Genomic DNA, 13,968 nt, shown 5'->3' with positions numbered 1-13,968 from the left:
TCTTGCATCTGTACCAACTCCCTCATGACCCGATGTATCCAGTGGTCTGTATTGATGAAAGACCTTGCCAATTAATTAGGGCGTGTTGACATTTTACAGTGGTTGTAGGGAACAACGATCGTTGTTCCCTACGGAAGGGTGTAAGTCCTGACCTAGTAAAGCCCAAGGTAGTTATCGGTTTCCCACTGGCTGATGCTCTGGTGATAACTTCGCCACTCTTCACGCTTGACTTCGATGTAGTAGGGGGCATATTCGGGTCCAAGTGCACTCTGAATGACCTCATCCTCTTCCAGACAGTCGAGTGCTTGACTAAGTGTTCTTGGTAGCAAGTCAATACCGCGTCGTTGGAGTTTGTCCAGTGATATCTCGTAGAGGTTATCATCATTGCGCGTACCCGGGTCAATTTGGTTCTCGATACCATCAAGCCCGGCGGCGAGCGTCGCTGCCATGGCGAGGTATGGATTGGCGGCACCGTCCCCTGAACGATTTTCAATCCGTCCGGCATCGGGGATACGGATCATCTGCGTCCGGTTGCTCCCGCCATAGGTGATATAAACAGGCGCCCACGTCGCGCCGGAACGGGGCGCGCCAGAGATCAGACGTTTATAACTGTTGACAAGGGGGTTGGTGACAGCAACGAGGGCTTTGGCATGATGGAGAATTCCGCCCATGAACCAGTAGGCGAGTTGTGACAGACCATTTTCATCCGATTCATCAAGGAAATGATTGGTCTGGTTATCTGTGTCCCACAGGCTCATGTGAAAATGTGCGCCGTTTCCGGTTAAGTTTGCAAACGGCTTAGGCATGAAGGTCGCTGTCAGTCCCTGTTCTTCGGCAACGGTCTTAACCATCCACTTGAAGAAAGTGTGCCGATCTGCTGTCGTCAGCGCATCGGAATAGAGCCAATTGAGCTCAAACTGACAGTTAGCGTCCTCATGGTCGTTGGCGTATGGACCCCAGCCTAACCCCTGTAGATACTTAATCAGGGTGGTCATTGTGTCGAGGTTACGGTGGAGTGCCCGCAGGTCATAACAAGGCTTGCCCAGCGTATCGAGCGGATCCCACGGCGCGTAACTACCGTCCTCACCCTGTTTCAGCAGCATAAACTCTGCTTCGACACCGACGTTGAAGAGGTAGCCCTTTTGTTTGGCTTTCTCCAATTCCCGTTGTAAGATGGTGCGTGGGCAGTAGGGCCATGCCGCGTCGCCCACGTGCACATTTCCTGCCAACCACGCCACGTTTGGTCGCCACGGCACGATTGTGAGTGAGTTAAAGTCGGGTAGACTTGCCATATCTGGATCATGTGGGCCCTGCCCCATTTCACCTGCCGCAAACCCGGCGAAGCCGGCACCCTCTTCCGCCATGTCATCAATATGTGTTGTCGGCATTCCACAAAGGAACAGAGGAAAAACTCGATTCCCTTCTCTGCGACTAACGTTTTAACCTCGTCTAACGTCATTATTAGGACTCCTTTCTCATTGCCGTTGGAAAAGACTTAATCTTCTCAATATGATAAATATCATTCCCGTTCTTTCCACCCCGGTCCGCCTCCAAACACACGGTTCGTCCCAACGAGCGGGATACCACAAATCATTGATGCCTCCAAATTCAATGCCCGGAGGTCTTCGGGATCGAGGTCGTGTACATCCGCCTTGCCGCAAGCGCGAGCGAGGATCTGGATCTCCGAAGTCATCGCTTGCAGCAGATTGGCGACGCGCTCTGACGCTTCGTCGATGTCAAGGCGTTTCATCAGGTCGGGATCCTGCGTCGTGATCCCGACGGGACAACGTCCCGTGTGACAATGGTGGCAGTGGTACGGTTCGGTGCCGAGTTCGTGGTAGTCCTCGACATGGATAGGTTTGTTACAGTTGAGCGCCATCAGGGCCGCTGTCCCAATATATACCGCGTCCGCACCGAGTGCCATCGCCTTTGCCGCGTCCACACCGTGTCGGATACCACCCGCGATAATGAGCTGCACCTCGCCGTACAATCCGAGGTCTTCGAGTGCTGCGCGTGCCTCACACTGTGTGTTCCTGACAAATTTCGGCGGATGCGCCGGTGCCACCTTCCATCCCGTCCACGACGATAACATCGGCACCCGCCTTTGCCGCCAACTTCACGTCGTCGAACACCCGTGTCGCTCCCATCTTCACGAAGATTGGCACCTGCCAGTCGGTCGCCTCCCGTAATTCTTCGATTTTGATAATCATATCATCGGGACCGAGGAAGTCGGGATGCCGTGCTGGGCTGCGCTGATCGACACCGAGGGGCAAATCGCGCTGTTCCGCAACCGTATCCAACACCTTTGATCCGAGCAACAATCCCCCCGTTCCCGGCTTCGCGCCCTGTCCAATCGTCAACTCGATGCCATCCGCCATCTGTAGATGGTGGACATCAATGCCGTAGCGAGACGGCAGCACCTCGTAGACCAGTGACCGGCTGTGCTCACGCTCCGCCATCAGCATCCCGCCGTCACCGGTGGTGTTGGACGAACCGACGATATTCGCTCCTTTTGCTAACGCGACCTTCGCGTTGTAGGAGAGCGCGCCCCAACTCATGCCGGTGATCATGATGGGAACCTCAAGTTCAATCGGCTTTTCGGCGAAACGGGTGCCGAGGACGGTTTTGGGTGAACAGCGTTCCCGATAGCCTTCGAGTGGAATACGGGTCAGGGTACAGGGGATGAAGGTGAGGTCATCAAACGTCGCCCATCGCCGCTCGCGTAACGTGCCAAATCCGCGGATACGGTATCTGCCTAACTCCGCTTTGACTTGGATATCTTCGATTATGTCGGGGGTGAATGTTCCACTGGTTCGGAGGTAATCTGATTTGTCTGGCATTATAAAAAAGTTTCTCTCTCATGACTGTGGACGAATGAAGGCTGCCAAGTGTCCAGTTGTTGCCCACGCTTGCTGAAAATTCGCCAAGGGTGTCTGCTGTGAAAAGGTATCGAAGAAAGGATCATTGAGATGGATCGTTGCTGCATCAATTCCAATAAGCACGACCGCATGAGCATCATTGGTTTCCCAGTAATCTAACGTCCCGGTCAGCAGGAAAATGATAGGGGGTACATTGGCAGCAAGCGTAGCTTGTAATTGTGATAGGTTGGAGGCTCCAAACCGTACATCAAAACCCAATTGAACAATATTTGTCACATTAGCAGCGCGTGTTCCCCGTGGTTTCGTGCCTAGCAGTTGGCGCACGTTATCTTCCGATTCGTTATGTCCGTAATATGCCATCACCATACGGACGCATGCAGCAACGCACGAGTAGTTGAATTCCTGCCTAAAGTGGGGAACGTTGAGCCAGCCATTCGGCATTGGCATCGATCCTTTCTACTGTGTCTGTATCTGCTAGCAGTTCGCCCGTATCTGCGTCCACCGAAATTTCACCGACACGCCCAATGGTGCCCTTGGCAGGTGATGTAAGTACCACCGGTACTGACCAGCACAAGCGTTCACCGATATTCAAATCAGGCTTTTCACCGCAAAGTTGATTACTGATTTCACTGATGACAAATTGCGTAACCTTCTGCTGTGCTACAAAGGCTGTGATGTTTACTTGTGCTGTTATCTCAATTTTAAGGTCCACCGTTGCCCCTTCGGGGACTTGAATTCCTTGAACATTCGTGGACATTATATTACCTCCTTCTGCAACGAATCACAACGCTTCCCGCCACACCGCTCGCTCGTCCTTATCGAAGTTCCACAACTTGCGCCCAGAGACGACTTTCTTGAAATTGTGGAGGAGAGTCTGTGAGTTGCCAACTTTGGAAGGGAGATGCTGAGACAGGGTGGATTCAAGGAAGGTGAGATCTTCTGTAGTCGGTTCCTCAATCACGGCGTCGTTGCCGAGTTCAGCGATGTTACCGCCGACAAAGCAAACCGCTTCATACATCGAATCAGCGAATGCTTCCCCCGTGTCTCCGCAGACAATGATCGTCCCTCGCTGCGCCATGAAACCCGCCATGTAACCACAGTTGCCGCCGACGATTATCAGTCCACCTTTCATCGAAACGCCCAACCGCGAAGCTGCGTCGCTCCGAACCACAACCGTCCCACCTCGAATTGAAGCCGCCGCACCGTTGCCCGCATTCCTTTCGACAGTAACAGTGCCGCCCATCATAGATTCCGCCAATCCCCAACCTGCGCTCCCTTTGATTTCCACGGTGGGACCGTCGACCATCCCTGCACAGTAGTAACCAACACTCCCGTCGAAGGTCAACTTTACCGACTGTAGAATCGCGACGCCCAAGTTGTGCCGAGCGACGGGGTTTTTCATGCGGATATTGGTTTCACCACCCGCGATGAGGCGTTTGATTTCCGTGTTGATGTCGCGGGTCGTTTTACCGTCACAGATTATCTCTGCCATACACTTACATCCTTTGCTTGTGCTTCGCGCACCTCACAGCCATCCCCAAAGGCAGACCGAATCGCGATTTCTTCTGTTGCGACAGCGACGAAATTATCTGTTTCGGTAAAGAGTAGCGGTTTGAAGGCGAAGGGGTCTTTCGCAAATCCAATATAATCCTCTGTTGCCGCAAGATAGCTAAAGGAACCATCCAAGTCGGTAAGCGACGCATCTAACGCCTCTTTGAACCCCAGCCCTTGAGACAGTTGGTCAGCGAGGTAGACACCGATGATTTCGGAGTCGTTTTCTGTATAGAATCTGACGCCACGCTGTTCGTAGATGCAACGTAACTTATGGTAGTTTGTAATATGTCCGTTGTGGACGATGGCGAGGTCAGGATAATTGTGTGCCCAGAAGGGTTGCGAGTGGCTTAGATCTACACGGCTCTCTGTTGAAAGGCGCGTATGCCCCAAGCCGTGTGTCCCTCGGAATGTAGAGACGCTGTGGGTTGCATCGAGATTCTGGGGTGTGCCGACCTGCTTGACAATTTCGAGTTCGCGCCCCATGCTGACAACTTCGATGTCTTCATCTAAGGACTCTATGAATTGCGTCAGCAGTGTTGCCTCCCCTCGCAAATCGATGACGAGTCGTAGATACTCAGCAGTTGTTTTCACTTCGTGCACGGAGCCGAATGCCTTGACCCCCTCTGCAATCGAAGTACCCCTCTCAGCTGCGCCCTCAAGTTCTCCCAATTTTACCTGCAGCGTGAACGCTCCATTTGCTGGAGGTCCATAAAGTGCCACGCCTGCCGAATCCGGTCCCCGCACTCCCAGTGCCGTGAGCATGGCGAGGATAGTCTTGCCCACGGGCGCATTGCTATTTTGCGTTTTATCTAAAAAGCCAGCGATACCACACACCCTGAATGTCTCCTTAATTCTGCTTTAGGCTATATGTAAGTTGTAAACGGTCACAGTTTTAAGCGGGTTAGATTAGGTTTTCGGCCACAATTCCTGAAGTTCCTGTCTTCTAATAGCACTGTTGATAGCCGCGAAGTACTCCTGTGCATCTGGATCATGGTCTTGATAAAACATAACCGCTGTTGGAAAATCCTGGTTCAGGAGGTAAGCCACATTTATCTGGCGCACATTCAGGTTGTACTTTGCTCCGAGCGCGGTTGCTCTTTCCCGAATCGCAAAATTTTCATCGGTATACCAGCGGTTCAATCGGCGGTCTTCCGGCACAGAATCTCGGTTAATCTCTCTTGGAATGAAGAACGATTGGTTGAAATCAGAAGTCCACGCTAGGACTGGCAGCTGTTTCTGTGTCACCAGCCCCTTCATTGAGGCGTCGAAGGGGGTGTAACCCTCCCATACTGCCGACGTAGGAGTTGCGAGCGATAGCTCCGTCGTATTAACGAAAGAGAACCCAACGAGTCCGTTACTTTCTGCGTGGTCCTGAGCTTCTTGAATCCTCGCAGGCGACCAATTGAATGGACCGTAGGCAAAAATCCTACCTCGCGCCTTCTCTCCCTCCAGTACGTCAATGATTTCGGTTGCTGGAATATTCTCGTTATCTCCGCCTAGCACGACAAGATCGAGATAGTCGATTTCCAGAAGGTTAAGATTCTCTTCGATATCGTCGGAGACCGATTTGGGGGAGAACCGACTTTCTGCCAGCATCGATGTGACCTCATCGTGTCCGTGGCAGATTTGAAAAAAGAGGACGAGGTCGTCTCTGATGCCAAGACGTTTTATCCAAGAGGCGACATTCTTGCGAGTCTGTGTCTCGCCTCCTTCGCCATGTATATAGAAGCAATTGCCGCCCAATTCCACAAAATCATCGAAATCTTTATCATCATGGGCTTTACTTACACAATGCGGACCAATAATCAGGGGAGAGATCAAGTGTTGGCAGTCCTGAATTGAGATTGGTTTCATCGCGTTTCCTTAGCTTGTCGCCGAACTCAATAACCCTGCAGCAAGTGACCTTATTGGTCGTTTGTGATGATTAATTCCTCTCCCGGTTTGCAACGTTTTCTATAGCTGCCAAGTCGAGCTATCTTATCACATTATCAACTCCCTGTCAAACGTTACAAAAACATCTATTTGTCCCGCAAATCTTTGACCCCTACAACCAATCCTGAAAACTCGTTCTTCTCAAGAAGGATATTGGTGGTCTTGTTGCCTATCCGTACACCGATATGTTCGCCACCTTCCCGCATTTCGGTTATCTGATTTCCCCGAATCGTAATTGATTGAGTGTCACCCTGAATGTCAATACCGATTCCATCTTTGTCCGATCCACTGTTCACAATCCGGTTGTTTTCCACTATATTTCGGTGGGGGCTACGCCCTTCGTTTGGTTCGTTGCGGAAGGTAATCCCCACCTCCCCGCTGCCCTCAATTTGGTTGAGTCGGATGATGTTGTCGGTGTCTCGATGCCCGATGGAGATACCATATTGACGGTTGTTGAGAATCTGGTTGTTTTCTGCGACCCCGTGTTTCACGCCCCAGCAAAAGAAAAGCCCCAACCGATTTCCTGCAAGGTAATTATCCTGCATGATCGGGCGCTGCGATCCAGAGCCCGGATGCAGTCCCAAATCAACGTTGCTCAGGCTCCGACAATTCGTCACAGTCACGTCGTGGCAAATCTGCCATGAAATACCGTCGCCGTTATAGTTTCGCGCTTCGACATTATCGATTGTTATCCGCTCACAGTCCTGCATGAAGATGCAGCCAGCATAATTCCCATCGAGGTGTCCATTATTAGATTTATTGCCGTCGAGAACGAGATCGCGGATTTCAACGTCGCAAATATGTTCGCCGCTCAGGATTGGAAACAGGGTCGAGATCTGTGCTTCATGGTCTGCCCAGAAGTTCTTTTCGAGCGAGTTATCGAGCCAAAGACGGTTCCCTTCTTTTCCGATAATCGTGCGTTTGATGACATTTGACCCACCGTGATGTGGTGTCTTCGCTCTCAAGCAAACTCCATATCCTACCTCAAAACCGTCGCTCTCAATCAGTGTCACGTCTGAATCGTACCAATCCGAATCGACGGCAAGGGGAATACTCACAGAAGGATTTTTAATGAGCACCGTTTCGTCGCCGCTCCCTTCGATCCGGATGTTACTTCGTAGATAGATTGCGTTATTGAGATGGTATGTGCCGGGCAGGAGTTTTAGCGTTCCTCCGCCGAGTGTGGCGAGGTAATCCATACCCGCCTGAATGGCGCGATCATCGCTACCGTTAATCTGCCCATCACCTCTACCTACGGTCATTGATAACGACTTTTCCATACAAAACTCCTTTCACCTCCGCCGACTTGTACGAATCACACCTGTCCTTCATTCCAACACAATCCGTCGTTTCTCCTGCATGGATTGTTCGGCGGACAGGCTTACCCGTATCGCTTCAAGCGCAGTGGCTGCGTCCCTATCTGCTGCGCTTCTCTCCTGATTCTCGATTTCCTGTATCCACCGTTCCTGAAGTGAAACGCTTGGGGCATCAACCGGCGAAATTTCCTCCACTCCTGCTCCCGTTGAGCAATGCCACCTGCCGCCACTATCGCTGATTGTACCACCGGTCAGCACATACCGGGCGTGCTGCTCGGATTCCTCGACCTCAACTCCTCCAGCCCAGACCCAACTCCCCACCCCGCCGTTTTTGAACTCAATGTTGACGGTGTTGACAAATCGGTTATAATTTCCCTGATCTGTTAAGCCTTCGTAAACTGCTGCTCCCTCGACCGACCTAACACCTCCGAAGAGATCGATGATCGGGTAGATGTGATAGACGAAAAAATGCGCTGGCGGGCCAGAAATGGGCAGATTGAACAAAATCTCCGGACGGACGCCGCGCCCCGGTGTAAGGCGCAAAAAAGTTGTCAACAACAGATCTCCGAGCCCTTCTACTTTCTGTTTAATCGCTCGATGCGAATTGGACACGGTTTCGGAGTGGTTAATCCGCAGAACCCGCTGATTGCTTTGTGCGGTTTCGACTACAGCTTCACCCGCATCAATTGACCGTGCCAACGGATATTCCATAAAGATATGTTTATCGCAACGGAGTGCCGCGAGCGCGATTTCGGCGTGGGTGTCGTTATGGGTGCAAATAACGATGCCATCCAGATTGTCACGCTCGACGAGCGCGTGCCAATCCAGAATAAACTCCGCGCCATGTTTTTCAGCAAGTGCGTTGCCTGTTTCAGCGTTTCTCGAAGCGATTGCGACAACCTCGACAGCTTTCATTTCCGAGAATTTGTCTGCATGGCGCGTTCCGGTGCCGCCAGATCCGATGATACCAATTCTTATTTTCGACATATTCCTGACCTAACATATTGTGTGATGTGTAGCAGGTGCATCTTATCACATTTGTATTCATTCATGCCACCCAAAATCCGAAAATCTAATTAGGATTCGATGAAAAATCTAACGCCGGGACACTACGACACCAAGACGCAAAGTTTTTTATTTTCTTTGCAACTTTGTACTGTCGCGCCTTTGCGCTTTCTTTAACCTGATCCTGAAAATTCTATCCTCTTGAGTATTCTGATTCAGACAGTGAACTTTTGTTCCCCCTGCGGTGTCATTTACAGTGAAACCCTTTTATGATGGAGCAATCAGACCAAACCCTCATTCGCCAGATTGTGAAGCGCGATGCCGCTGCCTTTGAAACGCTTTTTGCACGACACAGCGCGTCGGTTCGCCAACATATCCTTAGCATTGTGCGGACTGAAAGTGCCGCTGAGGATCTGGTTCAAGAGGTGTTTTTACGAGTCTGGACGCGCGCTGAACAGTGGAATGGTCAGGGAGAGTTAAAGGGTTGGCTTTTCCGCATTGCAACGAATCTTGCCCTCAATCATCTGCGGACAGTACGGCGACAGCGACAGGAGCCCCTTGAACCACCGTCAGAAGAATTCGACGATGAGGATGAACGTCCGTCAGATCCAGATTGGATGATTGATACCTCGTCGCGCGGTCCCGAAGTGATGGTGGAACAAGCTGAACGATCCCAGCTGCTCTGGCAACTTGTTGATGGGCTGCCCCAAGAGAAACGAGAAGTGCTTCACCTCATATATCAGAAAGAGATGGCGCTTCGGGAAGTCGCCCTAGAGCTTGGCATTCCAGAAGGCACCGTGAAGTCACGTTTACACTACTCCATAAGACATCTCGCCCGCGAATGGAAGGAAATCGCAAGCGGTTGGGAAGAAGAGAAAGAGTGAGCAGGCGGCAACGTTTTACACTTTCAAGGCTTACGCAAATTCAGCACACAAGGGGTAGATTTTTGATTTTTAACCCCCTAATCCCTAAATCCCCCAACTCCCCTGACAAGGGTTTCAGGGGGACTTATGAACGCGCTGCGTAAGTCCTAACTTTATAACTTACACAAACACAATATGAAGGAGATAGGAGAATATCATGTCACACAACATCACTGCATTTTGGCACAAGGAATCCTTTGAAGGGTTAATAAAAGAACGGTTGCCAGAGCTCCTTGCTGACCGGTTGCCGCTCGCCGGATATCATTTTGAGTCAACCGGTGCGTACACCTGTCGCGTGGAATTTGTGCTAGCGTTAAGTGAAGGCTATGTTGAGGTCGAATACACCGATATTCCGCAGCCTGATGCAGACGGTATGTTCATGCTTGACGGTGAGCCCTATGTTGTCGAGCCGATCGCTTCGACCGTAGAACTGAAACAAGCGGAAATCGAGGGTGTGGGCGATCAACTGTACGACTACTTCAAAGCGCGCATCAGGGAAGCACCGCCGGATCTGGCATGGGATACGTCGCTTGTCCGCTCGTGGCTTCCGATTGATAGATGGGTGCTTGAGTTCTTTAGTGATACATTCACCGCTCAGAAACTCTCCCATACCAACTGGCTCGACAAGCATACACATCTGCGTAGGGTACGGATTTCGCAGGGGAATCAGGTGTTTAGCCCCGGACACTTTGGGCGAACTTGTCCATTTGAAACGCCAGAGGGACCAAACGTCGGCAAGATTCTGACGATTGCGAGGGGTGCGGAGATCCGCGATGGAAAATTGGTCATCGTGGATGAAAGCCCTGAAGCGACACTTGGTCTGTCTGCAGCGCTGATCCCTTTTCTCGAACATAACGATCCACCGCGAATACTCATGGGCGCAAACATGATGCGCCAGTGGTTGTCACCTTCTGCTCCAGAGACCGCTCCGGTTAGCTGTCCCAAGGGGATGTCAAGAGTGGCTGCTTCGCCAGAACCTGCGCTTGTCCAAACAGGTTACGAGCCCGATGTTCCCGACTTTTGGTGTGGACGTAATCTGTTGACCGCTTTTATCTCTTGGGGCGGGGATACCTTTGAGGATGGCATCGTGATTAGCGAGTCTTGTGCTGCACGTCTAAATTTTCCTTATGCTATTGAACCGGGCGATAAAATTAGTAACCGTCACGGGACGAAAGGGGTCATTTCGCGCATCACCCCTGATGATGAGATGCCCCACCTCGCCGACGGTACACCGGTGGAGCTTGTTTTCAGTTTCGGTGCTTTGCATGGACGGATGAACTTTGGTCAAATCCGTGAAGCTGTCATGAGCCGCATCGCGCGGGCGGAAGGAGAAACCGCTATTGTGCCGCCATTTCAAGCGCCCAGTGCCGATCAACTCCGTGAACGACTCCAAAAGGTGGGACTACCTGAAGATGGGATGGAAACCCTCACGTTTGGACCTAACGGCAAGAAACTAGATCGGCCGAGTACGGTTGGTTGGGTTTATTGGGGAAAGACGGTTCACATCGCGCTGGATAAGCTCAAGGTCTCCGAGCCCATCGTTCACGAGGAGCCTATATACCATCAGGGGCTTGGTGAACTCGAATACTATACACTACGCAACATTTCAGCCTTTGAGACTTTGCGGGAACATTTCAACACCCGTGCTTCGACGCGGGCAGATGTAGAGACGCTTCCCGGTCGCGTTACGGCAGGGACAGTTGAGCAGGCGGGACCACCGACGCCGATGTTTGCCAATCTCAAGGACCGACTGTCGGCGGCAGGCATTCACGCTAACTTTGATGATAACAAGCTGACTTTTCGATTTGCACGCGCAACTGGAAATACACTCCAACTTGCCCAGCCAGTTTCCCATCCGTGGCTACATGCTCAAACTATTAATGCAGTTGGTATATGTGAAGACGTTTCCGAGTATCGTGTACTTGCCGATGTCAATGCCAGAGCAGAGCGGATGTTTGCAAATGATGCTCCAGAAAGCCTGACCCTCCAAACCCTCAAACAGCTCCAAACACGTCTTGCAGAATATTTCGACGCACTTCTGCGTCCCGCGGATATGCGCTTTACAGCACGGACGCTTTTCAGCGGACGCAGCGTCATTGTGCCAGACGCGGAGTTACGTGCCGATGAGGTTGGCATTCCGGAGCAAATGGCGTGGGCGCTTTTCGGGCGGCAGGTTGCAAAAGAACTCGGTGGTACCAAAGAGGTACAGGGAAAAAGCCAGAGGGCAACACATTTCCTTGATGAATTGATGGCGCGTTCATGGGTGATTGTACATCGAGCACCTGCGTTTACGCCTACCGCCTTTGTTGCATTCCATCCAGTGCGCCAGTCAGACCGCGCCATCCGTGTTCATCCCTTTGTCTGTGAGTTGATGAATGCTGACTTTGATGGCGACCAAGCGGCGATTTTTCTGCCCATCACAGCGGAGGGTCAACGGGAAGCCGGTGAGCAGCTGTCCATCGCTGGGCATCTCAAACGGGATCCGAATATATGTGCAGCCTTAGCCCCGGGACATGATGCGATATGGGGGTTGGCAAGTTTGAGTCTCACCCCCGAAGGGCGCAATGAACTCACAGAAATTGGCGGGATGGAGATTGCTATCCCTGAGGGTTTGGTCACGCGGCGCTCGTTAGCGGATACGCTGAAAACACTCCTCAAGCGCGAGGGGATTGATTGCACCATTGAAATCGCTGAACGGCTGATGCAGCGTGGATTTGAGGTTGCGAAGGAATCAGGAACATCCATGAGCCCATTCCTCAATAGGGACAACGGTAGTCCTCCCGTTCCTACAGACCCTGACGATGAAACAGCGTGGAACACTTACGCGGAGGAACTTATGGAGTGGATCGCCGCTTACGAAGACTTCACTGATAACAACTTGGGACCGCACATCCTCGCGGTCAAAAGCCGTGCCTTTACGAGCAGGCTTTATCGACTCGCTTGTGTTGTCGGATCGCGAGGAGCAATTTCAGACATTCGAGGCGGAAATATCGTCATTCGTCACGGGTATTGTGACGGCTTAACGCCTGATGAACTTTATGCGCTCTGTGTCGGATCACGGGAAGGGCTTGTTCGATTCAACTCGGAGCTGCAACGCGTTGCATGGGAACTACGCGACAGCAGCCAATCGAAAGGGTTTACTGTTCTGTCGCGTGCGATGCGAGCCAAGCATCCCGGCCTCGTATTCGCCCGCGCCGCAGCGTGCGGTGAAATCGAACCCCTTACGGATATTGATAGTCGGCTTTTCGTCGGGCTGCCTGTAACAGCGTCTGAGTAACGCACACGTGAGTTAAAGATCTTTTGTAGGGGCTAACCACTTGCTCCTACTAACCCTGTCCAATCAACATGATCGCCTATAAACTGGCTTAAAAAGTCCGGATCGGGTGTGTTGCCTTGTAGCTCTTTGTCGAAGGGCACAGTCCCCAAAATCGGCAGATGGGTGAGCCGCGCAAGCTCCTTCGGATTAGTGTCCTCAGCGAGTCCCCTGGATCCCGCTTGCGAGGCATTCAGCACAATTCCACAAATTTTAAGGTTATGAGATCTGGCGAATTCGACCGTCAACACGGTGTGGTTAATCGTCCCCAGGTTGGGGCGGGCGACGATAAGCAGCGGCAGTCGGAAGCGCTGCGCCATATCCGTGACGAGCATCTCCTCGCAAATTGGCACCGCAATCCCGCCGACTCCCTCCACAACCATGAACTCATGTCTCTGACGGAGTTGAGCGAAAGCCTCGTCCACTTGTCGGAGATCGATCGACACCCCTTCGATTTCTGCAGCCACAGATGGAGCAAGTGGGTGGTGGAGACAGATTGGATTGACCAGATCCAGCGCGTCGTCCACCTGTGCGGCGTGCTTGAGGAAAAGCGCATCTTCTGAGACAATCTGTCCTTTGTGTTCAACGCCACCACTCGCAATTGGCTTCATGACACCGACATTGACGCCAGCAGCTTTGAGCGCAGCCGCCAATCCTCCGGCAACGACAGTTTTTCCAATTTCCGTGTCTGTGCCTGTGATGAAGATACCTGTGGGTGTAGAATGGGAAGTCATAGCCGCTGACCGATACAGTAGCAAAGTTTGTCCGGTGCTATTATGAAGAACACGCGGAAGGAGTTCTCGCCGTATGTGTCCTCCCGGTATTCGGCGTCATCTCTTTCCAATCCGTTGGCTTTCAACTCATCGAAGGTCGCCTCAATGTCATTGACTTCAAAGAAACACCCGTCTTGTGTTGGATCTCCACCGTTCTCTGCTAACCCAATCTGGATGTCGTCTCTTGCGAGAACGGCTGACTTGCAAGGCGTATCACTTCTGGAGATTGTTTTAAATCCCATCACTGTTTCATAAAAAGGGATTGCCTCCTCC

Annotated in this window: 12 protein-coding genes and 1 pseudogene; 2 read left to right on the top strand and 11 right to left on the bottom strand. The window is 51.8% G+C overall.

Annotated elements, in window-relative coordinates; all coding sequences use genetic code 11:
* Positions 1 to 152: 152 nt before the first annotated feature.
* The 9 genes and pseudogenes from glnT to J4G02_14160 form a co-directional block, all read right to left on the bottom strand.
* Positions 153 to 1,388, bottom strand: a complete 1,236-nt coding sequence (gene glnT / locus J4G02_14200; GenBank protein ID MCE2395726.1) for a type III glutamate--ammonia ligase — start codon at positions 1,386 to 1,388, stop codon at positions 153 to 155.
* A 131-nt stretch (positions 1,389 to 1,519) separates the two neighbouring features.
* Positions 1,520 to 2,840, bottom strand: a pseudogene (locus J4G02_14195) (FMN-binding glutamate synthase family protein).
* Positions 2,841 to 2,858: 18 nt separating this feature from the next.
* The gene (locus tag J4G02_14190) at positions 2,859 to 3,320 is read right to left on the bottom strand and encodes a C39 family peptidase (protein ID MCE2395725.1); all 462 of its coding nucleotides are present in this window, start codon (positions 3,318 to 3,320) and stop codon (positions 2,859 to 2,861) included.
* Positions 3,286 to 3,636: a hypothetical protein gene (locus tag J4G02_14185; GenBank protein MCE2395724.1), complete on the bottom strand. Its 351-nt coding sequence runs from the start codon at positions 3,634 to 3,636 to the stop codon at positions 3,286 to 3,288. Before J4G02_14185 ends, J4G02_14190 begins: the two co-directional genes overlap by 35 nt.
* A gap of 24 nt (positions 3,637 to 3,660) precedes the next feature.
* Positions 3,661 to 4,371, bottom strand: coding sequence for a glutamate synthase (locus J4G02_14180; GenBank protein MCE2395723.1), 711 nt, complete (start codon positions 4,369 to 4,371; stop codon positions 3,661 to 3,663).
* Positions 4,359 to 5,267 (bottom strand): glutamine phosphoribosylpyrophosphate amidotransferase, encoded by a 909-nt coding sequence (locus tag J4G02_14175; protein MCE2395722.1) that lies wholly within the window; start codon positions 5,265 to 5,267, stop codon positions 4,359 to 4,361. Before J4G02_14175 ends, J4G02_14180 begins: the two co-directional genes overlap by 13 nt.
* Positions 5,268 to 5,339: 72 nt before the next feature.
* Positions 5,340 to 6,287 (bottom strand): aldo/keto reductase, encoded by a 948-nt coding sequence (locus J4G02_14170; protein ID MCE2395721.1) that lies wholly within the window; start codon positions 6,285 to 6,287, stop codon positions 5,340 to 5,342.
* A 164-nt stretch (positions 6,288 to 6,451) separates the two neighbouring features.
* A complete protein-coding gene (locus J4G02_14165) occupies positions 6,452 to 7,645 on the bottom strand; it encodes a right-handed parallel beta-helix repeat-containing protein (GenBank protein MCE2395720.1) in 1,194 nt (397 codons plus the stop codon).
* Positions 7,646 to 7,693: 48 nt separating this feature from the next.
* Positions 7,694 to 8,668 carry a Gfo/Idh/MocA family oxidoreductase gene (locus tag J4G02_14160; protein ID MCE2395719.1) on the bottom strand — a complete coding sequence of 325 codons (975 nt, stop codon included), beginning with the start codon at positions 8,666 to 8,668 and terminating at the stop codon, positions 7,694 to 7,696.
* Between the two features lie 287 nt (positions 8,669 to 8,955).
* On the opposite strand from J4G02_14160, the gene J4G02_14155 reads away from it, so the two are divergent.
* On the top strand, positions 8,956 to 9,570 hold the full coding sequence (locus tag J4G02_14155; protein MCE2395718.1) for a sigma-70 family RNA polymerase sigma factor: 615 nt from the start codon (positions 8,956 to 8,958) through the stop codon (positions 9,568 to 9,570).
* A 196-nt stretch (positions 9,571 to 9,766) separates the two neighbouring features.
* Positions 9,767 to 12,886 (top strand): hypothetical protein, encoded by a 3,120-nt coding sequence (locus J4G02_14150; protein MCE2395717.1) that lies wholly within the window; start codon positions 9,767 to 9,769, stop codon positions 12,884 to 12,886.
* Between the two features lie 32 nt (positions 12,887 to 12,918).
* Here J4G02_14150 and bioD read toward each other — a convergent pair whose 3' ends face one another.
* Both bioD and J4G02_14140 read right to left on the bottom strand, forming a co-directional pair.
* Positions 12,919 to 13,656, bottom strand: coding sequence for a dethiobiotin synthase (gene bioD, locus J4G02_14145; protein ID MCE2395716.1), 738 nt, complete (start codon positions 13,654 to 13,656; stop codon positions 12,919 to 12,921).
* The coding region (locus tag J4G02_14140; protein ID MCE2395715.1) for a VOC family protein at positions 13,653 to 13,968 on the bottom strand (316 nt) is incomplete at its 5' end. The genes bioD and J4G02_14140, both read right to left, overlap by 4 nt.

This window comes from Candidatus Poribacteria bacterium (genome assembly GCA_021295755.1).
Taxonomy (GTDB): Bacteria; Poribacteria; WGA-4E; order WGA-4E; family PCPOR2b; genus PCPOR2b.
The sequence above is the reverse complement of the archived record's forward strand: the minus strand, read 5'-3'. Positions and strand labels throughout refer to the sequence as shown.